We start from the raw sequence: 20,945 nt of genomic DNA on the forward strand, positions 1-20,945 counted from the left end.
TACGTAGAGTTGAAATTCCGTTCCACTAAGCGCTTTCCCGGAATGCTCACTTAGAAAATAATATTATATACCCCCTACTGAACCCTAGATTCTACTAACCCTACTTTAACAAGTACTGTTAGGATGTGCAAAAGGTATTGGCACAATTTTCACATTTCTTCTATAGGATTTAATAAAGTATATGTGTTCGAATATTTCATCATTACCTCTCGGAAGTATTCACAACAAAAATATATACTTGAAAGAAGTATATATTTTTGTTAAATTTATCCTATGGATAGAACAAGTTTAATAAAAGGTCATTTAGAGATGTGCGTATTGTCTATATTGTCAAAGAAAAAAAGTTATGGATATGAAATTATGAAGGAGTTAGAAAAACACAATTTAAAATTGAAGGGAGTAGGAAGTATTTATCCCATCTTGACTAAGTTAAAAGATCAAGAATGGGTTGATACTTACCGTGAAATGACAGAAAACGGGAAAGTCAGAGTTTATTATGAAATCAATGAAAAAGGAGAAGTTTATCTTCAAAAAAAAATCAATGAATGGTTGGAGTTGCAACAAGATATAAAATCCCTACTTCAAAGCGGTCTGAAAGGAGAACTTTTTGAATGAGTATGGAATTGAGTTTAGCAGAAAAACAATATTTAACCGAAGTTCTAGAAGAATTAAAACAGTATCGTATCAGCTCAAAAGAAAGAAAGAATATAAAACAACAACTTTTAGAGCATATTCAAGAATCTCGTGATAATGGAATTGATAGTATAAATGATCTGGGAGATACTACGACATTTATTAAAGATTTTTTAGAAATTAAAGGTATAGATCTTCATTCGGAAATAAAACAAATGCATAAAAGTCGACCTGGAATATCATTTGTTATTGGGTTTTGTACTTTTATTATTGCCTATCTTGCTTGTCAGCTAATACTATCGATGTTTTTGACAGATTCCTTTAATCCGCAAAAAACTATTCCAACATTCGATTATAATATTGTTTATCAGGTTTCTGATGTCGCTTGGTGGAATTTCTTTCTTATTTTAATTAGTATTTCCACTTCCTCTTTAATATCTATACTTGCAATAAAAATTTTCGGAGGAAATAGGTGAAACAACAATGACAAAAAAACCAATATATAAAGCTATATTAGTTTGTTTATTATTAATCCCGTTCTATCTATTTCAACCAGCCTCACAAATCTCCGCAGATTCCGGAGAACAAGACATTAAAAGTACTATAGATAAATTTGTTGAAAACTTTTTAGAAGAGCAGCGAATTCCAGGGGCATCTATTGCTATTGTTCATAAAAATGATATCTTTTATTCTAAATCGTGGGGCGTAACGGGAGAATCCGAAGAAAAGGTAACTGCTGAAACTCCATTTGTAGTCGGCTCTATTAGTAAATCACTAACGGGCTTAGCCATCATGAGATTGGTTGATGCAGGCAACATACAATTAGATGATCCAGTTCAAAAGCATATGCCCTGGTTTACCCTAAAAGATAAACAAGCCGCTTCTCAAATAACGATTAAACATTTACTTACGCAAACAAGTGGGATAAGCACTTATACTGGCTTATCTATATCGGACAAAGAATCTAATGATTTGAGTGCTATAAAAGAAAATGTAGAAAGTTTATCGAATGTTATGCTGACTGCTGCACCTGGAGAAAAGCATCAGTATAGTAATGCTAACTTTTCTATTCTTGGCGCTCTCATCGAAGAAGTGACTAATCAAACATTTTCTGAATATATGGAGGAACAAGTTTTTTCTCCATTAGGGATGAAAAATGCAGCCGCTAATAGTAGCATGGCCTATGAAAATGGATACTTATCTGGTTATCAATCATGGCTTGGCCACCCTGTCAAAAGTGCAGTCACCTATGATAATGGAGGTGCACCGTATGGATATATAACGGCAAGCGCAACAGACATGATGCAGTATATTAGACTTCTTAGTCAACATAAGCAAAACAATTTTTTAAGTAAAAATGCGATGAATCTTTATATTTCACCGTTTGTTCGAACTAGTAAATCTCGATATTACGGCCTTGGTGTACGAATCTCCTATCCAGAATCTAAAGAAGAAATGATTTGGCATTCTGGTTCAAATCCTGACGCACGCTCAGAAGTATTTTATCTACCAGAAACCGATTGGGGCGGTGTGATTCTCACTAACAAAAGTCATATATTAGAGGAAAAGTCCCTTCTTTACTTAAAACAAGGGATTATCAATATTTTAAATGGGAAAGAGCCCGTTGACTCACCTAAATATAAACCAACATTACAAATCATAGCGATTGCTATAATATGTTTACTTTTTGTGATGTTTATTTATCTTTTAATAAAGGTTAAAGCTAAAAAAGTGAATAAAAGAGGCGCGTTGGGTATATTCGGTTTCATACTTTTAGTTTTAGCCATGATCTCAATTCCACTATTAAGCTACAGTATAGAAACACCTTGGCATACGATTAGATATTTTGCTCCTGATATTGCATTTTTGACTATCATGATGGTCACTCTTTTAACATTGAATGGCTTATTTTCTATATATATTTCATTTAAACGACGACAAAAAAGACAACTTCTCTAAGTAGGAGTTGTCTTTTTTAGTTATGCTTGTATGATCGAGGAAAAAGCTACATATTTAAAATTGATTATTCATCGCCATGTCCGTAGCCTGCTTCCGAGGCCTCAGCGTCTGCTTTCGTAACATGTACCGTACCAAATGGATGGTTAGGAGGAGCGTATATCGAATAAAGCTTTAATGGCACATTCCCTGTATTTGTAAGGTTATGCCATGTTCCTGCAGGTACTACTATGGCATAATTTTCATGGACTCTTCTTTCATAGTTTAAATTGTTTTTACTAGGGCCCATTTGAACAAGTCCCTCACCCTGTTCAATATATAAAAATTGCTCAACATTAGGGTGTACTTCCAAACCAATATTATCACCAACATTAATACTCATTAAAGTAATCTGTAAGTTCTTTCCCGTCCACAGAGCCGTACGATACGTATCGTTTTGTTTAGTCGCATTTTCAAGATCAATAACAAGTGGCTGAGTTCCATAATCTTTAAATTCAATACTTTCACCATTGGAAAAACGAGAAGGTTCAGCGCTGTTCGCATACCCTATCTGATAAGGAAGTGTCCAATAAACAAGCTGATCTCCATAGTTATACATAGACATGTTTCCGTAATAAGGAATGTAGTACATTTTCTCAATCCCCTCACACATTATAAGAACATCCTATGCAACTTGCTAAGGAAATGTACGCCATTTGCAAACATCATCGTTAGACATAACACTTTGGACTACTGATAGCTTTAAGGAGTTCACTTGTTACAACGGATCTATATATCAAAATTCTCTTAATGAATTAACGATGCTCTTAAAGTAGTTATTCCGTTTTCTAAATACCCCTTTAAGCAAGTTAATGTATACACCCAGCCTTCTTTTTGTTCCATCATTTTTGCTATTACGTCCAGGTTTTCTTCCTTAAGTCCTGATTCAACTACTTTAATGACTGTATTTGATTCCTCCCCCGTAAGTGTAATTGTAACCACCGTTCCGTTCCCATGCTCTTCTCCCCAAGTAAACGCAATCGTCCTATTGATCTCGATATCAAGCACCGTAATAACAACCTCTGCTTTATACTCATCATATGTTAAAGTAAGCTTTTTTCCTTTTTCCCATCTCTCTGAACTACTTGAGAACCAAAAGTCCCCGATTTTATCTGGAGATACAATAGCTTCAAATACTTCACTTGCAGGCTTATGGATTTTTAATTTGGTAATTACGTCAGTATTCATTATTAATCATCATCCTTTTATCAATTATGCTCGGCACAAAAACATTTGTTGAAAGTAGTTAAACTCGTTCTAAAATTACCCCATTTCCTTCTTTACTATTCCCACACAGTTCTTAATTCGCCATTTGTTAGGTTATTGTAGTGTAAATAAGGTACGATTCTCCAAAATGAAGAAAAACACTTCGAGAGGTATGTTTAATACTAGCCTTGTAAACAATCTCTTCAATGCGATATTTCTCCTGATAAAGGTCATACTATTAATTATAGATTTATCAAAAATGAACATTCCAAAAAGTATATAATTTGACTAGAACTTGATATAGTATGTATTTAGGAATAATCAATTTGTTTGGTGGTGTATATATGAAGAAGTTCAGTATGGATTTTTTAATGATTACGGTCGGAGCGCTGCTTTTTGCACTTGCTGTAAACTTATTTGTTATACCTAATGATTTAGGTGAAGGAGGCGTAACAGGTGTAACAATCATTGCTTATTATTTGTTCGGATGGTCGCCTAGTATTGTGAGCCTTGTGTTAAACGCAGCTTTATTAGCAGTTGGTTATAAATTTTTAAGTAAACAAACGACTATTTATACGATTATTGCCGTATCCCTCCATTCACTCTTTTTACATTTAACAGAATCGTGGTCAATTTCTTCAAATGAAATTATCGTGAATACTATTTTTGGCGGAGTGTTCGCTGGAGTTGGCATAGGCTTAATTATAAGAGTTGGTGGAACAACAGCAGGTTCAACAATCTTAGCTAGAATGACCAACAAATATTTAGGCTGGAGTATTAGTTATGGTTTATTGTTTTTTGATTTAATCGTTGCTTTTTCATCTTATTTTATTATTGGGGCAGAAGCATTAATGCTTACTATTATTATGCTTTATGTCGGTACTAAGGTGATGGAGTTTGTTATTGAAGGTGTGAATCCTAAAAAAGCTGTTACGATCATTTCGAAAAAACCAGAAGAGATTGCCAGTCATGTAAATGGTTTTATGAATCGAGGCGTGACGGTCCTATCAGGTCATGGCTATTATACGAAGGAGCAAAAAGAAATTCTGTATATTGTCATTAGTAAACAAGAAGTTGTAAAACTGAAGAAAATTGTCAAAGAAATAGACAAGGACGCCTTTATTGCCATTCATGATGTACGAGATGTCTTTGGACATGGATTTATTGAATTATCTAAGGCTTAATAAGACAACTGAGAAAACACCTTTTGTTGAAAATGGGTTCAATCCCCTATCAACATTAAAGGTGTTTTTTAGCTTTTCATACTTCACTGAACCCTTTATTCTCTAACTTGTAAGGAAGTTTCAATAATCGTATCTAAAAGTTGTGTATAAGACATTCCTGCCGAGGATGCGCTTTTCGGCAGTAAGCTGTTTTTTGTCATTCCTGGCAATGTGTTTACCTCCATGACATAGGGAATTCCATCCTTGAGCATCATATCAATTCTGGCATAAACACTACATTTTAATGCGACATAACTGGCCTTTGCAGCTTTCGCAACTCGGTCATGTATAGCAGGCAGAAGTTCTACAACCTCCTCTATCGTTGCGGCATCTTCATATTTCGCCTTGTAATCAAAAAATGTTACTGTATGGCGAATCGAAATAATCGGTAAAAGATTACCATCTATAATAGAGCATGTTATTTCTTCACCCTTTATATATTTCTCAATAATGATTTCAGCATCCCACTGGAATACTTCCTCAACCGAAGTGAGTAAAGAATCTTTATCATAAACTATTTTTACCCCTACACTGGAGCCACCCGAATTAGGTTTTACTACTAACGGATATCCCATTTTGTCTAATTCATTCCACTTAAGCTCCTCAATATTCGAAAGATGAAGCCAATTCGGAGTTTCAATTCCTTCATAACGTAGAATTTTTTTCGATATATTTTTATCCATACAAATACCGCTAGAAAGCATCCCACTTCCGGTATATGGAACATCCAACGTTTCTAGCACACCTTGAATCGTTCCATCTTCTCCAAATTTTCCGTGAAGCGCTAGCAGGGCTATATCGAGGTTTTTCACCTTTTCTATAAGCTCTTTTTTATCATGTAATTCAATTGCTACAACTTCATATTTACTCTTATCTAAATGAGCAATCATTTCTTCCCCTGTCATGATCGAGACCTGTTTTTCAGAGGAAATGCCTCCCATAATAACGCCAACCTTCATAATTTCAACACCCCATTTCATTTTTCAAGGTATCTCCAATAATCTTAATACCACGTACAATATCCTCTTCTGTTAGCCGAGAAAACCCTAAGCGAAATGTGTTACTTCCTTCGCCATTGCTGTAAAAAACATCTCCAGGATAAAAAACAACTCCCCTTTGATAGCACTTTTCCAATAATGTACGAGCGTTCATTCCTTCTTCTAGCTCAATAAAAAGATGCAGTCCACCATCTCCTGTCATTCTCTTAAAGCGAATGTATTGATGGCATGCTTGACGGGCTAATTCATATTTTTTCTTATAAACGAACTTGGCCTTTTTTAAATATTTTTCAAAATAGCCATCCTGTAAATATTGATAAAGTACAGCCTGATCTAGTGTCGATGTATGAATAGTACGGGCTCTTTTCATACTTTCCAGACAATTGATGAGCTCCTTATCTGCTAATATCCAACCAACACGTAAGCCAGGAAAAAGAATTTTAGAAAAGCTACTGATATAAATAACATTGTTGCCCTCACCGATAAAAGTCATTAACGGTGCTAAATGCGAGCCTGAATAACGTAATTCTTCATTAAAGCCATCCTCTATAATCGGAATTTGATATTTTGAAAAAAGCTTAATAATTTCAGCTCTTTTTTCAGAGGATGTAACAATGCCTGTCGGGTTATGATACGACGGGATTAAGTAGGCAAAATCAAACTCCTTTTCCGACAAGCTTTTCTCAACTTGTTCAATATCAATACCGTCATCCTTCATGTCGATTCCGTGGATGTCAAATCCATGTAAGCGAAAAAGCTTTAATGCCGCATGATGAGTAGGATTTTCGCAAATAACACGTCCAGATTTTTTCGCTAAGGAAGATAATAAAATATCCAATCCCTCGGTAAAGCCATTCGTAATCAAAATATCCTTATTGGAAATATCTACGCCCTTCATTTCCATATAGTGAAGAAGGTACTCGATTAACGGTTTATAACCCTTTGCGTATCCGTAATTCAAAACGATATCTCCCTCAAGGGACATCCGAGTCAGAAAAGATCTTTTAAAATTTTCAACATCAAAAAGCTTTTCTTCGGGGGCAATGCTATTAAAGGAAATCATGCCTTTTTCCCAGTGAATATCTTGCTTCATTAAATCTAATTCATCCGCTAATAAGGTAGCTTTATTGAGCCTTTCCTTCCATTTAAGCTCGATGGAGGGTACTTTCAATGTTGCGACCTTCCCTACAAAGTTTCCTTTTCCTTTTATTGCATAGATAATGCCCTCTTGCTCTAAATCTGCATATGCATTTAGTACCGTATTTCTACTGACCAATAATAATTTACTTAGTTCACGGGTTGATGGAAGCTTCTGATGCTCCAGCAAGTGTCCCTTCATAATCTTTTCTTTCAAATAATCTTTTAACTGAATATAAACCGGACGATCATCGATAAGCTTAAAATCATTAAACATTTCCTTGACCTCCTTGCTTTATTTTTGCATAACCGTATCTAACTCAAAAGGTCCACAGTATATGTATTTTTCCTTCATAGTGGTATAGTTTCTAGCTCACAAAAAATGCAACCCTTCAGAATGAAGAATTGCGCCTATTATATGTTAATTATAATTGAGAATTAAAAATACGTTTATTTGACTATAATTTTATATAAAGAGCTAACTACTGTAGTCCTTTCTATCAGCCCGTTCTTTAAGCAATTAACCGTAATTATTTCCAAAGAATAGCAAAAAGAAATCAGCATTACGCTATGAATCTTACACCTTAGCTTTTTGAAATCACGGAAAAGTAATTTTTCAATCCACTGTTATATTCACAAATATATAAATAGATTTTTTCCTGCCCCCACAATCCCTTTCTAAAAAATTTCCTATCTTTAAATTCAAGTTTCGGAATATATTCATAGTTAATTTTACTTAAAGCGTCTATGAAGTTCGGCACTTCATCTAAACTCTGTACACCTACAAGAATATCGATAATAGGTTTTGCTTTTACCCCTTTATCGATGTACTTCCATTATGCTCAATTCAAATAGCCTTTTCACTTTCGTTCGTCTGCATATTGCTGTTCCCAATTTGGATTATATTCAAATAGTTGAACCTTAATCTCCCCCATCGGCTTCTCCCCTCATAAAGTCTTTTTAAATAAACCTACTAGAAATCCTTCTAAACCGAAAAACTGTTCTTCATCAGACTTGGCGATCATGTTCCGTATTTCTATTTCTTCAAATGATTGAAACACTTCTTTTAGCTGGTTTTTAGTATACCCTAACCCGCCTTCTAAGCTACGTTTTATATAAACTTCTTCATCTGAGATAGCAGAACCACCATATGAACCATGTTCCTCAAATGAGCATAATGCGAAGTAACCATTAGGTTTTAATAATTTATGAATCAATTCAATATACGTCACACGACGATGAGGGGCTATATGGTGAAAACAACCGGAATCATAAATAAAATCAAAGCTCTCATCTTGTAAATTCAGCTCAAAAATATTAGCACAAATTAATTCTACACTTACGTTTGCTTCATCAACCCTTTTTTGCGCCCACTGCAATGCTTTATCAGATAAATCAACACCCACAACTGAACAACCTTGCTTTGCTAGGTATATGGCATTTCGACCTGCACCACAACCCAACTCTAAAACTTTATTTGGACGGATCATCTTTTTTTCTAAATAGCTTACTAAGTTCTCGTCAGGTTTATTAATAAAAAAAGGTATCTTTTCAAATGTTTGATCATAAAATTCATTCCAAAATTTCTGTGGTTCACGTAATAAATTATCTAATACAACTAGCAATTGTTCGTTTGATTTGATTAGCATTTTACGCCTCCATTCCACTTATTTAAAGACAAAATATTCTATCTATTCATTATATAGGCTAACCCTCCAAAATGTTATCAATCTTTCTTCCGAATATAAATAACTACCGCCATTCTATTAGTTTTAATACTTCCTAATAATGTTCATTGAAATACAAAATGTTACACTGAAATGGCTAGTATATCTTGTGCAGCGTAAATGGCAACACAGTAAGGCAATAACAAAAATAAGAATATTCCCAAGAAAGGGCTCAAACCACTTAAAATATTTTTACTGTCCACTGTCTCCTTGTCAGGGATCAGTTCATATTCGGTTACAGGAAATCAAGGGAAAAGTATCGCCGTAAAGGCTTTTGAACACTCGTTGTAAACGTCTAATGGTTATAGTAAATGGAAGGAGTTATCTAATGAACTTAAATCTAAAAGCACTTTTTTCTACTTACCGTCATTATCAAACAAAGCCAACCAAGCTAATGTATGACTCTTATTTTTTCTACCATCAAAAAGCAAATGAATGGTTTTCTATTTCCAAGCAAGAGGTTTCACAACGTGACTACCAATGGCTCACTGTTTTTTATACTGAGATTACTTCTACAATATCTCAACCACCAGATATTTGGTATGAATTTTTGTATTTAAATGGTAGTATACCATCCAAATTTTCTTATTATAAAAAAGCTCGTGTTATTCAACTAATCTTTTTAAATGACAATCCTCCAGTTGAAGAATTAAAAGAAGCGCTTTTAAATTTTTTTAAACAAGATACGGTAGTACTTCAAGTAGCCACAAATCGCTTTTTACTAATTGAAGCAGTAGATAGTTCGATTAATGGAAAAGAAGATCTTATTGCACTCATTCGAACAATTGAGGCAGACTTTTTTGTCAAAATCCATCTATATCAAGGAGAAGCTTATGACGTAAACGAGCAATTCCCAATTAAATTCCAAAGGGAGTCTCAATGGTTTGAGGAATGCTTACATTCTAGAAATGCTGAACAGTTTTATTCATTTGAAACGGTATTTCCAATTCTATTAACGCAACAAATGCCTGTTTCCATATTGAAATTTATAGAAGAACAAATTTTAATCCCTTTGCAGTCTGATATGGAATTGCTAGACACAGTCAAAACATTTTACGAATGTGGTTTGAATATTTCATTGACTTCAAAGAAACTACATATTCATCGCAATACACTTAATTATCGTCTGACAAAATTTCAAGAAGTAACAAATATTTCAGCAAAAAATCTTGATGGTGCAATACTCGTCTACTTTGCTAGTTTTCTTCGATCATTTTAAAAAATGCACAAAAATAATGACTGAAAATTATGCATTTTACACATTTGTTTTCCTCTTCATTTTCTTTACACTATAAAAAATGAACAAAGGGGACTATAAACATGGAAAAAGTCATATTAAAAAATATTGTTAAAACATACGATGACAGCGTAACAGCTGTATCTGATTTTAATTTAACTATTCAGGACCGTGAGTTTATTGTACTTGTTGGCCCTTCTGGTTGTGGGAAATCTACAACGTTACGGATGATTGCTGGCTTAGAAGAAATCTCGTCTGGGGACTTTTTAATTGATGGCAAGAAAATGAACAATGTACCATCTAAGGAACGAGATATTGCGATGGTTTTTCAAAACTATGCACTATATCCGCATATGACGGTATATGATAATATGGCTTTTGGCTTAAAGCTTCGTAAGTTTTCTAAGCAGGAAATTAAAGAACGAGTTCACAACGCAGCCGCCATTCTCGATTTAGAAAAATATTTAGATCGCAAGCCAAAAGCTCTGTCAGGCGGGCAGAGACAACGTGTAGCACTTGGTCGAGCAATCGTCCGCGATGCAAATATTTTCCTAATGGACGAGCCTTTGTCCAATCTAGATGCTAAGCTTCGTGTACAAATGCGTGCTGAAATTACAAAACTTCACCAACGATTAAAAACAACTACTATTTATGTAACACATGATCAGACAGAAGCGATGACAATGGCAACTCGTCTTGTTGTAATGAAAGATGGTATCGTTCAACAAATCGGGACGCCTGAAGAAGTATATGGAACACCTGAAAACAAATTTGTCGGTGGCTTTATTGGCTCACCATCAATGAACTTCTTTAAAGGTACTTTCCAAGAAAACGGGATTCAGATTGATGATATTACCCTAGCTATTCCAGCAGAAAAAAGTAAGTTATTAAAAGAACGAGGGTATTTACAAAAAGAGTTGATTCTTGGCATTCGACCAGAGCATATTTATGAAAAATCTTCAGTAAATCCCGAACCGTTCTTCACGGCAGTTGACGCGAATATTGAGGTCTCAGAATTAACAGGTGCTGAACTGATGCTACATACACAGTTAAATGGTCAGCCTTATATCGCACGGGTAAACTCCGATACAAAAATTACACAGGGCCAAATCGCGCATCTACTATTTGACATGTCACGTGCGCATTTCTTTGACTTAGAAACAGAAACACGCATTCGATAAGAAGCAATAGGTTCTGTAATGCAGTTTGGTAAAATCTAATTCGCTTTCTGTTGAAGCCTACGTAAATTTATACCTTTGCCTTAAAAGAAAATCTAACCATACTATAAAGCAAACTTTAATCAGTGGGGTTAATCCCCATTGATTATTAGTCTTCATCAATTGACCTTTTACGAGCAGTTCCACGTAACCCAGGCGGGCGTCTTACTGCCCGTTAATACGAGAAAAAAATTAATTGAAAAAGGCAGCAAACAAACATTTACTTGTTTACTGCCTTTTGTTATTTTATCGCCGCTCCGTAAAGCCCTGCTTCACCTTTATGGATACTGCTTTCAACGATTTGTTCTCTCCCTGCAAAAGGTGTGTCTACAAAACACTGCTGAAGCGCTTCTTTAATATGATCAATGATTTTAGGGTGGTGATTAAAAAAGCCGCCGCCTAAAACGATACAATGTGGGTCAAGCAGTAAAATCATTTGCTGCAACTGTCTACTCACGCAGTGGATTAATTGTCCCAATATCTTATCAACGATAGGATCTCCATTGTAAAATAGCTTCATCATATCCTTTAATGAAATATCGGGTTCTCCCAATAACTTCCTCCCCAACTTTTCGATAGCTGGTCCAGCTACACTTTCTTCAAGTGTTTTCCCGTCATTATTAACAATACTAAAGCCAATTTCACCAGCTAATCCGTTTCCTCTTAAAAATTCACCATTTACAATTGTACAGCAAGAAATACCTGTGCTTAATGTAATATAGATCATCGTTTCCTTTGAAAAATCTCTAGCTCGATATTCTCCCCATGTAGCCATATATACATCGTTGTCCATTTTAATATGGGCATGCGGAAACACTTCAGTTAAACGCTCACAAATCAGAAAGTTCTCCCACGGTATATTATTTTGGTAAACCGCGATACCTTTTTGAACATCAACGATACCAGGCACACCAATACATACCTTTGATATTTCATCGAAAGAAACTTCCTTCCCTACACATAGCTGTTCAAAGCTATCAATTAAACAAGTGAACAAAGCCTCTTTATTTGTTTTATCACTAGGCACTTCTCTTCTACCTAACAATTGGTGATGTTGACTAAATAATGCCACTGCTAATTTTGTTCCACCCACGTCTGCTACTAAAATGTTACCCATCTTTTCACCCCCAATTTTTGTCCTGTATTATCCGATTGGGTCGAGACAACAGGACATTCATCTCACAAGCATTTTCATAGGATGTGAAGGTTTTAGCTTGTGACTCTTTATTATTCAGTGAGGGTGAAGCCCCACTGAATATAGTTCATATTATGAAAGGTTTACGACTTGCGTTAAATTACGTGGCTTATCTGGATTATAGCCTTTGCATACCGCTCTTTGATACGCTAACAATTGGAAATACGGAACTGCTTCAACAAGGCGATTCAAGTCATCTACTTCTTCTGAAAGCTTAATAATTAAATCTGCCTCCAATTCTGCCGAAGCTATACCGATTACCCCAACAAAACCACCAAGCTTTTGAATATCCTTTATTAACGCCTGATCGAAGTCCTTTGTTTCGTTTTGTGTAAATAAAATAACAATCGTTTCATTATCGACAATAGAAATTGGGCCGTGGCGGAATTCTAAATTCGAATAGCTTTCACATTCTGTTTGTGTCATTTCCTTTAGCTTTAATGTTGCTTCTTTAGCTAATCCGTTATATGCCCCTGAACCTAAGAAGATAAAACGTTTTTTCGTTAAATCTTCCGTTACTTGTTTTAACTGCTCTCCGTTGCCTAATGCTGTTTTAACGAGTACAGGGACTTTTTCTAATTGGTCCATCAATTCAGTACTTTGGCTAATTTTAGCCGCGTAGAGTTGAAGCGCGTATAACATATTAGAAAATGATTGTGTCATGACAACACTTTTTTCTGAAATATCGTTTAAAGCAATTACTTCATCTGCTACTTCAGCCATTGGTGTATCACCATTACACGTAACTGCCATTGTACGTATATTCTCCGCTCCGTTCAAATGCTTCAATGCCATAATAATTTCAGAGGTTGTTCCTGACCGTGAAATACCAATAATATGATACTTTTTAGTTGGAATAATATGAGTATCTTTGTGTAAAAATAGCTCAGATGCTGGTACTGCTACTGCTATTTCTCCTGTAGCCGATTGGTAATAACGTGCTGCTGCAATTGCTAAATAAAACGATGTCCCACATCCTGTAAAAAGAACGATGTCTACAACTTCTTCATTGAATATAAGCGACTGAACAATCTCTTTAGTTTTAACTAATTGTTGATCTTGTTCCATAATTTCATTATATGTGTGCATTAACAAAGACCCCTATCTCTCTTTTATTTTAGTTATTTGTAGCTCTTTTAGAAGACTTTCAACAGTCTCCTTTTGTACTTTCGCAATTTCTTTTTCGCCTGCATTTGCAGAGCCACATGCAACAGCCCATTTGTATGCTTCTGTATAGTCTTCACCTTGTGAAAGTTTATAGACCAGTCCGCCTAAAAAAGCATCGCCGCTGCCAACCGTATTTATAACATTAATCTTCGGGGCATTTACTTGGTAAATTCCTGAACGATTAACAAATAAAGCACCTTTCTCGCCCAATGAAAAACAGACATGCTCAATTCCTAACTCCTGTAGTTTTTCACCAGCCTGAATTATGTCGTCCAACGCTACAACTTGTTTCCCGATTAATTGAACAATTTCATCCTCATTTGGTTTAATGATAAAAGGTATTGCTTCAACGCCTTGCATCAAAGCTTCTCCACTCGTATCAAGAGCAACTCGTACACCTTTCCGTTTTAATAATCGAATAATAGTTGCATAAGCAGTCGTTGGTATACCTTTAGGCAAGCTTCCTGAAAGTACAAAATAAGCAGAATGTTCCCCTTGGATTTCAATCCAATTCAGCATTTCCTGCCACTCATGCTGTTGGATCGTTGGTCCTTCCTCTAAAAGCTCGGTCATTTCCTTTGTTTGTTCATCTGTAACGGTTAAACAAACTCGACTTTCACCCTCTATTTGGATAAACCTTGTTTGCAATCTTTCTTCTTGTAACAGTAACTTTATTTTTTCACCATTTAATCCACCAACAAATCCACTGATGACCACTTCGCCATCGAGTGCTACAATGACGCGCGCAACATTAATGCCTTTTCCTCCACCTTGCTGCAATTTCTGCATGACACGGTTTGTCTGACCAATCATTAAAGAGTTCATTTCATACACTTGATCTATGGCAGCATTTAAAGTGACTGTCGTAATCATTTTTGTAGCATCACAATCTTCTGTTCTACTAACTCAATTAATGCTTCTCGTGCTGGAAGGACATACTTTCTCGGATCATTTTCAGTCGGATTTTCTATAAAGAAGGCTCTTAACTGCTCTGCAAATAAGTCTTTTAGCTCTGTTGAAAAGTTCACTTTCGCAATACCGTAATTTAATGATTTACGCACACTTTCTTCTGGGACGCCAGATGCTCCGTGCATTACTAATGGCACATTTGTAGCGCGATGAATTTCCTGTAATAGTTCAAACTGTAGCTGCGGTTCTTGCTTATACTTACCATGTGCTGTGCCAAAAGCTGGGGCGAATGATTGGATACCCGTTTCTTTCACAAAATGTTCAGCTAGTTTAGGATCAGTGAAGAAGGAACTTTTTTCATCAATATTTAAATCATCTTCTACACCACCAATTGTTCCTAGCTCTGCTTCAACGGGCACATTAATCGCACTTGCAGCATCTACAACTTTTTTTACAAGATCAATATTTTCTTCAAAAGGTAATGTGGACCCATCAATCATCACAGATGTATAGCCTGCTCGTAAACATTCCATCACAACTTTATATGATTCACCGTGATCTAAATGTAAGGCTACTGGTACTTTTGCTTGTTCAGCTGCTGTTTTGGCAAGCGCAATCATATAGGGCATTTCTACATATTTATAAGTACTTGAAGTCGTTTGTAAAATAACAGGTGCCCCTACTTTCTCTGCCCCTGCAATTACCGCTTTAATAATTTCTAAATTATGCGCACCGAAAGCACCGATTGCATAATTATTTTTATAAGCATCCTCTAACATTTCTTTCGTCGTCACTAACGGCATAATCAAGTTCCTCCCTCAATGGGTTGTTGGTATGATTCATAGTATAAAAACTCATAGAGAACAACTATGAGCTTAGTTTAATTCAGTATAAAATCTACAACGATCTCCTCTTACAATCGAAATGCAAAATTCGACCGGCTTTCCCGAAGTATCAAATGCAGTCCGTTCTAGTAGTAAAGCTGGTTTTCCTACCTCCGTTTTTAACAAATGGGCCTCATCTTTACTAATGAGAACAGGCTCAAAAGCTTCTTTTGCCCGCACAACAACAATGTCAAAACGTTGTGATAATAAGCTATACAATGAAGAGGAACTAACTTCGTGTAATACTTCACTATCCTTGATGATACTTTTAGGTAAAAATGATGATTCTAAAACAATTGGTTCATTATCCGCAAAACGTAAGCGCTTCATTTCAATGACTTGTTCATCTTCACTTAATTCAAGACTCTGTCTAACCTTTGTTGAAGGGAATACTTCCTGAATTTCAAGCACTTCATCTCTTGGGTTTAGACCTTTTTCTTGAAGCACACGACTAAAACTATAAAAACCACCAAGCGATTGTTCAAACCTTGGCTTCGCAACAAAAGTGCCTTTCCCTTGAATACGGTATAGTTTTCCTTCTTGTACTAATTCTTCAATTGCTTTCTTAGCAGTATTTCGACTAACGCGAAACATCTCCATCAATTGATTTTCAGAATCAATTTTATCCTCTGGCTTCCACTCACCCGATTGAATTTTAGCAGATAATCTTTGTTTCAATTGATGATATAGTGGGATTACACTAGTTTGATCTAACGGTTTCATCTTCCACTCATCCTTCTCCTAGGTTTTGTTATCAATATATCATCTAATCAAATAGATGCCTATTGATATATCAATTCTTTTCAAAGGCTAGATTCCCTAAGCAAAAGGTTTTCGCTATTTCTCCCTCAGCATTAAGCCAAACAACATCTGCATCTTTCCCTAAAGCGAGAGAGCCTTTACGGTTGGAAACTCCTAAATGGATTGCTTGATTTAGAGAAACAAGACGAATTTGTTCGACTATTGATAGTGTCAGCCACTCTTCTATGTTTTTTCTTGCTGTATTCATATTCAATACACTTCCTGCTAAGGAGCCTGTTTTACGTTGAACACAGCGATTATCAAACACTTCTACTTCTTCGCCAGCTAATGTATAAATACCGTCTGGCATTCCCTTTGCACGCATACCGTCAGTAATGACAAGCATGCGATTCAAACCTTTCATTTGACGAATCATTAACAGCAAATCTTTATGAAAATGTATATTATCTGGAATCAGTTCAACATAAACATCATCTTCTAATAGCACTGCCCCCACAACACCTGGATCGCGATGATGAATACCTCTCATTCCATTAAATAGATGGGTGGCATGTGAAACACCTGCTCTTATTGCACGAATAGTCGTATCGTAGTTAGCATCAGAGTGACCAATAGATGCAATCACATCTTTACTTTTCAATGCCTGAAGTAATTCAAAATCCATATCTTCCTCTGGTGCAAATGTGACAAGGCGAATAGATTGATTTGACTTGTCGTATAAATCATTAAATAGCCTAGCATTTGGTTTTAATATATATTCTTCTGGTTGCGCACCTTTTTTTAAGCGATTAATAAATGGGCCTTCTAGATGAATTCCTAACATTTCAGCTACCCCAGTAGGCTGTTCTTTGTAAGAAAACGCAAGCGCTTCAATAGCAGCTTCAATTTCTGGTATAGGGCTTGTTGTTGTTGTAGCTAAGAAAGCTGTTACACCTTCACTTGCTAAATATTTTGCGATTTTTACATTATTAGCAGGGTCGCCATCCATAAAATCATGTCCTAAAGCGCCATGTACATGTATATCAATCATCCCAGGGATAATATAGCCTTGTTGCTGACAATCAATAATATTTTCAGTTGAAGACAATGGAGGGCAATTATTCATTTGGTCAATTTCTATAATTTTTCCGTCTGCCATTTGTAAAAAACCATTTGCTAAAATGCCATCTTCCATCACGATATTGGCATGAATTATCCATGTCTTGTTCATGAAGTTACCCCTTCCTTAGGATAATGTTCTGCCTTTACTTGTGCTTCGGCTTCCGTTTTCTTTTTGAAAATATGCGATGACATCCAGGTTAAAAATAAAGATGTTAAACTAATACCAAAAAACGGTAATAACCCTGGAATCCAACTAAAAATACGATACAATACAGCAAGCCCAGCAATAGAGCCAATCATTTGAAGTGGATAAGCTACGCTATATAATATCGAAACCGCAAAGTACCGAAAGGATGGGAGCTCATAATGAGCATATATTGGAAAAATATTTACTACCATAATGCAAAATAGAATACTAATCGTCACAAATAAAGTAAGTGATAGTAAACCTGTCATTCCATGAAACGATAAAATAATTTGGAAATTAATCGTTAAAAAATAACCGATACTTAAAATAAAAATTCCTATTTTATTCGCTGAAATAAACTCAGTTTTATAGGACTTCCAATATGTTTTAACAAGAAGTTTTAAATCGTCCTCCCCTTGCAGCCTTTTGCGTAATGTTGTAAACATCGCTACAGTTGCAGGGGTAATCCCGAATAAAACAAGTCCTAGTATGGTTAGCCCAGTCCACATTAGCTGTAACACAGCTAGTAATGTGATCAATTCAACAATCCAGTATAGTTTCCCTTTCCATCCTTCAAATTTCATTTACTTTGCCTCCTTACAATAGAAATCCAAGCACGACTAAATTCGCCGTGCATGTTCATTCTTATCCCCGCATTAACTAGCAGCAAGGCACACGCTTATGAGGAATGTCCCAAAACGGATGTAGCTTAACTGCCAGTAAATGCCCTATTGTTCCGAGACAATAGAATGTTGCTCACACAAGGTTTTCACAAGAAGTGAGCGTTTTAGCTTGTGTTTTTATGATGCAATGAGGTGACATCATCTGTATGACGTTACACTATTATTTTGTACGGTCATATGCTGTTTGAGCTACTTCCATATATTTCTCCAAGCCCATCTTCTCAATTGTTTTCTTATAATCATCCCATTTGTCAAAGCTTGACTTACCGGTAATAAAGCTTGCTGTCATCTCATCCACATACGTTTGAATGTCTGTTAAAATAGCTGACACTTGATCATTTTCCTCTAATGTGAAGTTTAAGCCTGGAATAATTTCTTCATCTTTCAATGCATATGGCATTACTTGCTTAGCACTGTTAATTGAATTTTCTTTAGCTTCTGCCCCTTGGAAATACTTTTGCGTAACGATTCCAGGGTAGTAACCACCTGGCCATGTTAAATAGTCACTTATTGCTTGATCTAAGTTTTTACCATCGGGATTGTTGGTGATGTTATCTACATACTTTACATTACCAGCTGCATCTTCCTCGTAAGTTACACCCTTAAAGCCCATAAAGAACATTTTTGCTCCCTCATCACCATATAAATGGTCAATCCAACGTACCATCGCTTCAGGGTTTTTCGCTTTATCTGTTAAAACAAACATTCCTAAATTTCCAAGCCCGTTAGACATCGCTGTATATTGACGATCCCCATTGGGACCTTCTAAAACTTGCGCACCTACATAACCATCTAATTTGAACAATTCTTTCGGATCTACTTCACTTAGCATACCGTAAGTCCCTTTACCTGCTTCAGCAGCGAATTTTTGAGGCTCAGTTGTAAATACATCTTTATTGATTAAATCTTCACTGTACAATTTATTTAAAAATTCAATTAATTGTTTGTATTCATCTGTCGTTGGAACAAAGCGGAATTCTTCAGTTCCCTCTTTAAAGTCTAAATTCGGATTCATTGTTCCTTGTTTGTTCAAGCCGTATGAACCTCTTAAATAATCAATAAATTGCCTAATTCCATAGCCAGATCCCCAGCCTTGCTCATCCTGTTGACCGTTACCGTTTGGATCATTTTCTTTAAATGCTTTAAGCACTTTATAAAAATCTTCTGTCGTTTCAGGTGATTTTAAGCCTAGTTTATCTAGCCACTTCTGATTGATCCATGGTGCTCCTACTCGAAGCGATTCAAACTTTGGATCATAGATTGTTGGGAATCCGTAAATGTTGCCATCTGCCATCGTAATACCTTGCTTTACAGTTGGGTATTCTTCTAAAAGCTTTTTGAAATTCGGTGCATATTTATCTATATAATCATTTAATGGCACGAATACGCCTTGCTGACCATACTTGATTAAATCAGTTCTTGAGAATGCCGATGCAAAGAAAATTTCTGGATAATTCCCTGCAGCTAAAAGTAAGTTCTTTTTATCTGCTAATACTTCGGTTTGAACCGTTGTCCAATTAATATGGATGTTAGACATTTTTTCGTATTCTTCCCATAGCATTAACTTATTCCAATCTTGTGAAGCAAAAAACTTAGCCGCAAACCCATCTACTTCAATTTTTTCTTTTGCAATGGGCATCCCCGTAGCATTCATATTGTCTGCGTTGCCGCTTATCTCTGCTTTATTTCCTTTATTATCAGAACAAGCTCCTAAAATACTAGCTGCTAACATCATAGTTGCTACTAAACCATAAACACGTTTCTTTTTTATCGTCATTTAAATCGCTCCTTTTCTTTAACCTTTTAATGAACCAATCATGACACCTTTTACAAAATATCTTTGTAAGAATGGATAAAGCATTAGCATTGGTAGGTTGGCAACGATTAAAACAGCATATTTCAACCCTTCGACGCTAAGTTTTTGAGCTAGAAAGCTTTCTGATGTTGCTTGAATCATATCATCGGCTTGCCCTTGAATTAAGATTTGTCTAAGTATAAGTTGAAGTGGATACTTGCTTTGGTCTTGCAAATAAATTAAAGCTTGAAAATAAGAATTCCAATGTCCTACTGCATAGAATAAAACCATTACGGCCATAACAGGGAATGATAACGGCAATACAATACTCCATAAAATACGGAAGTTTCCTGCTCCATCAATCATTGCGGACTCCTCTAATTCATGAGGAATCGACTGAAAGAATGTCCGCATAATAATTATGTTCCATACAGCAACAGCATTCGGAATAATCATGACCCAAAATGTATTAATCATGCCTAAGTCACGAATTAATAAATATGTTGGAATTAGCCCTCCACTGAAAAACATCGTGAATACCATAAATGCCATAATGAAACCTTTACCTTTCAAGTCTCTACGTGAAAGTGGGTAGGCTGCACAAATGGTCATCACAATATTCAATACCGTTCCGAAAAATGTATATTTCAATGTATTGATAAATCCATTAATAATATCTGGATTTTGGAATACTCTTTTATATGCCTCGACAGTAAACTCTTTCGGCCATAGCCACATATCACCTGAAATAACATACTGCGGATTACTAAGTGAAGCACTTAACACAAAAAGCAATGGGTAAAGCACAACAATTGCAACAATTGCTAAGAAAACATAATTAAAGATTGTAAACGCTCGATCCCCTCTCGATTCTTTCAATTTCGCCACT

At 35.7% G+C, this 20,945-nt stretch carries 21 protein-coding genes; 6 read left to right on the forward strand and 15 right to left on the reverse strand.

Annotated features, from left to right (window positions below; all coding sequences use genetic code 11):
* The first annotated feature begins 273 nt into the window (after nt 1–273).
* Genes AC3WSO_RS23035 through AC3WSO_RS23045 form a run of 3 tightly spaced genes read left to right on the forward strand, consistent with a single transcriptional unit; the run spans nt 274 to nt 2,592 of the window.
* The gene (locus tag AC3WSO_RS23035) at nt 274–615 is read left to right on the forward strand and encodes a PadR family transcriptional regulator (RefSeq protein WP_492533959.1); all 342 of its coding nucleotides are present in this window, start codon (nt 274–276) and stop codon (nt 613–615) included.
* The gene (locus tag AC3WSO_RS23040) at nt 612–1,109 is read left to right on the forward strand and encodes a hypothetical protein (RefSeq protein WP_492533961.1); all 498 of its coding nucleotides are present in this window, start codon (nt 612–614) and stop codon (nt 1,107–1,109) included. The genes AC3WSO_RS23035 and AC3WSO_RS23040 overlap by 4 nt, the downstream gene beginning before the upstream one ends.
* 7 nt (nt 1,110–1,116) lie before the next feature.
* Nucleotides 1,117–2,592, forward strand: a complete 1,476-nt coding sequence (locus tag AC3WSO_RS23045) for a serine hydrolase domain-containing protein (RefSeq protein ID WP_492533962.1) — start codon at nt 1,117–1,119, stop codon at nt 2,590–2,592.
* Nucleotides 2,593–2,656: 64 nt separating this feature from the next.
* Here AC3WSO_RS23045 and AC3WSO_RS23050 read toward each other — a convergent pair whose 3' ends face one another.
* Both AC3WSO_RS23050 and AC3WSO_RS23055 read right to left on the reverse strand, forming a co-directional pair.
* Nucleotides 2,657–3,220 carry a cupin domain-containing protein gene (locus AC3WSO_RS23050; protein WP_492533963.1) on the reverse strand — a complete coding sequence of 188 codons (564 nt, stop codon included), beginning with the start codon at nt 3,218–3,220 and terminating at the stop codon, nt 2,657–2,659.
* 155 nt (nt 3,221–3,375) lie between these two features.
* A complete protein-coding gene (locus AC3WSO_RS23055; protein ID WP_492533964.1) occupies nt 3,376–3,816 on the reverse strand; it encodes an SRPBCC domain-containing protein in 441 nt (146 codons plus the stop codon).
* Between the two features lie 362 nt (nt 3,817–4,178).
* Between AC3WSO_RS23055 and AC3WSO_RS23060 the strand changes: the two genes are divergently transcribed.
* Nucleotides 4,179–5,018: a YitT family protein gene (locus AC3WSO_RS23060; RefSeq protein WP_492533965.1), complete on the forward strand. Its 840-nt coding sequence runs from the start codon at nt 4,179–4,181 to the stop codon at nt 5,016–5,018.
* A gap of 95 nt (nt 5,019–5,113) precedes the next feature.
* Here AC3WSO_RS23060 and AC3WSO_RS23065 read toward each other — a convergent pair whose 3' ends face one another.
* The 4 genes from AC3WSO_RS23065 to AC3WSO_RS23080 form a co-directional block, all read right to left on the reverse strand.
* Entirely contained in the window at nt 5,114–6,037 is a 924-nt protein-coding gene (locus AC3WSO_RS23065; RefSeq protein WP_492533967.1) for a D-alanine--D-alanine ligase, read from the reverse strand.
* Nucleotides 6,021–7,469, reverse strand: coding sequence for a MocR-like pyridoxine biosynthesis transcription factor PdxR (gene pdxR / locus AC3WSO_RS23070; RefSeq protein WP_492533968.1), 1,449 nt, complete (start codon nt 7,467–7,469; stop codon nt 6,021–6,023). The genes AC3WSO_RS23065 and pdxR overlap by 17 nt, the downstream gene beginning before the upstream one ends.
* Before the next feature lie 307 nt (nt 7,470–7,776).
* Entirely contained in the window at nt 7,777–7,953 is a 177-nt protein-coding gene (locus tag AC3WSO_RS23075) for a hypothetical protein (RefSeq protein ID WP_492533969.1), read from the reverse strand.
* Between the two features lie 186 nt (nt 7,954–8,139).
* Nucleotides 8,140–8,841 carry a class I SAM-dependent methyltransferase gene (locus AC3WSO_RS23080; RefSeq protein ID WP_492533970.1) on the reverse strand — a complete coding sequence of 234 codons (702 nt, stop codon included), beginning with the start codon at nt 8,839–8,841 and terminating at the stop codon, nt 8,140–8,142.
* Between the two features lie 406 nt (nt 8,842–9,247).
* Here AC3WSO_RS23080 and AC3WSO_RS23085 point away from each other — a divergent pair, with 406 nt between their 5' ends.
* Nucleotides 9,248–10,138: a PucR family transcriptional regulator gene (locus AC3WSO_RS23085; protein ID WP_492533971.1), complete on the forward strand. Its 891-nt coding sequence runs from the start codon at nt 9,248–9,250 to the stop codon at nt 10,136–10,138.
* Nucleotides 10,139–10,239: 101 nt separating this feature from the next.
* Nucleotides 10,240–11,337: an ABC transporter ATP-binding protein gene (locus AC3WSO_RS23090; RefSeq protein ID WP_492533972.1), complete on the forward strand. Its 1,098-nt coding sequence runs from the start codon at nt 10,240–10,242 to the stop codon at nt 11,335–11,337.
* 277 nt (nt 11,338–11,614) lie between these two features.
* Here AC3WSO_RS23090 and AC3WSO_RS23095 read toward each other — a convergent pair whose 3' ends face one another.
* The 9 genes from AC3WSO_RS23095 to AC3WSO_RS23135 form a co-directional block, all read right to left on the reverse strand.
* A complete protein-coding gene (locus AC3WSO_RS23095; RefSeq protein WP_492533974.1) occupies nt 11,615–12,490 on the reverse strand; it encodes an ROK family protein in 876 nt (291 codons plus the stop codon).
* A 150-nt stretch (nt 12,491–12,640) separates the two neighbouring features.
* Complete coding sequence (locus tag AC3WSO_RS23100) at nt 12,641–13,657, reverse strand: SIS domain-containing protein (protein WP_492533975.1); 1,017 nt, start codon at nt 13,655–13,657, stop codon at nt 12,641–12,643.
* Between the two features lie 12 nt (nt 13,658–13,669).
* Nucleotides 13,670–14,608 carry a 1-phosphofructokinase gene (gene pfkB, locus AC3WSO_RS23105; protein WP_492533977.1) on the reverse strand — a complete coding sequence of 313 codons (939 nt, stop codon included), beginning with the start codon at nt 14,606–14,608 and terminating at the stop codon, nt 13,670–13,672.
* Nucleotides 14,605–15,447 carry a class II fructose-bisphosphate aldolase gene (locus AC3WSO_RS23110; RefSeq protein WP_492533978.1) on the reverse strand — a complete coding sequence of 281 codons (843 nt, stop codon included), beginning with the start codon at nt 15,445–15,447 and terminating at the stop codon, nt 14,605–14,607. The genes pfkB and AC3WSO_RS23110 overlap by 4 nt, the downstream gene beginning before the upstream one ends.
* A 72-nt stretch (nt 15,448–15,519) precedes the next feature.
* Entirely contained in the window at nt 15,520–16,251 is a 732-nt protein-coding gene (locus AC3WSO_RS23115; RefSeq protein ID WP_492533979.1) for a GntR family transcriptional regulator, read from the reverse strand.
* Nucleotides 16,252–16,321: 70 nt separating this feature from the next.
* On the reverse strand, nt 16,322–17,500 hold the full coding sequence (gene nagA / locus AC3WSO_RS23120) for an N-acetylglucosamine-6-phosphate deacetylase (RefSeq protein WP_492533981.1): 1,179 nt from the start codon (nt 17,498–17,500) through the stop codon (nt 16,322–16,324).
* Complete coding sequence (locus AC3WSO_RS23125) at nt 17,497–18,162, reverse strand: YesL family protein (RefSeq protein ID WP_492533983.1); 666 nt, start codon at nt 18,160–18,162, stop codon at nt 17,497–17,499. The genes nagA and AC3WSO_RS23125 overlap by 4 nt, the downstream gene beginning before the upstream one ends.
* A 259-nt stretch (nt 18,163–18,421) precedes the next feature.
* Nucleotides 18,422–20,038, reverse strand: a complete 1,617-nt coding sequence (locus AC3WSO_RS23130) for an extracellular solute-binding protein (RefSeq protein ID WP_492533984.1) — start codon at nt 20,036–20,038, stop codon at nt 18,422–18,424.
* Between the two features lie 18 nt (nt 20,039–20,056).
* On the reverse strand, nt 20,057–20,935 hold the full coding sequence (locus AC3WSO_RS23135) for a carbohydrate ABC transporter permease (protein ID WP_492533985.1): 879 nt from the start codon (nt 20,933–20,935) through the stop codon (nt 20,057–20,059).
* Between the last annotated feature and the right edge of the window lie 10 nt (nt 20,936–20,945).

The sequence above is a fragment of the Lysinibacillus sp. EB106-09-02-XG168 genome (assembly GCF_058791475.1).

Coding starts and splice junctions, on each gene's coding strand:
- AC3WSO_RS23035 (WP_492533959.1), top strand. CDS start 274: ATGGATAGAACAAGTTTAATAAAAGGTCATTTAGAGATGTGCGTATTG.
- AC3WSO_RS23040 (WP_492533961.1), top strand. CDS start 612: ATGAGTATGGAATTGAGTTTAGCAGAAAAACAATATTTAACCGAAGTT.
- AC3WSO_RS23045 (WP_492533962.1), top strand. CDS start 1,117: ATGACAAAAAAACCAATATATAAAGCTATATTAGTTTGTTTATTATTA.
- AC3WSO_RS23050 (WP_492533963.1), bottom strand. CDS start 3,220: ATGTACTACATTCCTTATTACGGAAACATGTCTATGTATAACTATGGA.
- AC3WSO_RS23055 (WP_492533964.1), bottom strand. CDS start 3,816: ATGAATACTGACGTAATTACCAAATTAAAAATCCATAAGCCTGCAAGT.
- AC3WSO_RS23060 (WP_492533965.1), top strand. CDS start 4,179: ATGAAGAAGTTCAGTATGGATTTTTTAATGATTACGGTCGGAGCGCTG.
- AC3WSO_RS23065 (WP_492533967.1), bottom strand. CDS start 6,037: ATGAAATGGGGTGTTGAAATTATGAAGGTTGGCGTTATTATGGGAGGC.
- pdxR (WP_492533968.1), bottom strand. CDS start 7,469: ATGTTTAATGATTTTAAGCTTATCGATGATCGTCCGGTTTATATTCAG.
- AC3WSO_RS23080 (WP_492533970.1), bottom strand. CDS start 8,841: ATGCTAATCAAATCAAACGAACAATTGCTAGTTGTATTAGATAATTTA.
- AC3WSO_RS23085 (WP_492533971.1), top strand. CDS start 9,248: ATGAACTTAAATCTAAAAGCACTTTTTTCTACTTACCGTCATTATCAA.
- AC3WSO_RS23090 (WP_492533972.1), top strand. CDS start 10,240: ATGGAAAAAGTCATATTAAAAAATATTGTTAAAACATACGATGACAGC.
- AC3WSO_RS23095 (WP_492533974.1), bottom strand. CDS start 12,490: ATGGGTAACATTTTAGTAGCAGACGTGGGTGGAACAAAATTAGCAGTG.
- AC3WSO_RS23100 (WP_492533975.1), bottom strand. CDS start 13,657: ATGCACACATATAATGAAATTATGGAACAAGATCAACAATTAGTTAAA.
- pfkB (WP_492533977.1), bottom strand. CDS start 14,608: ATGATTACGACAGTCACTTTAAATGCTGCCATAGATCAAGTGTATGAA.
- AC3WSO_RS23110 (WP_492533978.1), bottom strand. CDS start 15,447: ATGCCGTTAGTGACGACGAAAGAAATGTTAGAGGATGCTTATAAAAAT.
- AC3WSO_RS23115 (WP_492533979.1), bottom strand. CDS start 16,251: ATGAAACCGTTAGATCAAACTAGTGTAATCCCACTATATCATCAATTG.
- nagA (WP_492533981.1), bottom strand. CDS start 17,500: ATGAACAAGACATGGATAATTCATGCCAATATCGTGATGGAAGATGGC.
- AC3WSO_RS23125 (WP_492533983.1), bottom strand. CDS start 18,162: ATGAAATTTGAAGGATGGAAAGGGAAACTATACTGGATTGTTGAATTG.
- AC3WSO_RS23130 (WP_492533984.1), bottom strand. CDS start 20,038: ATGACGATAAAAAAGAAACGTGTTTATGGTTTAGTAGCAACTATGATG.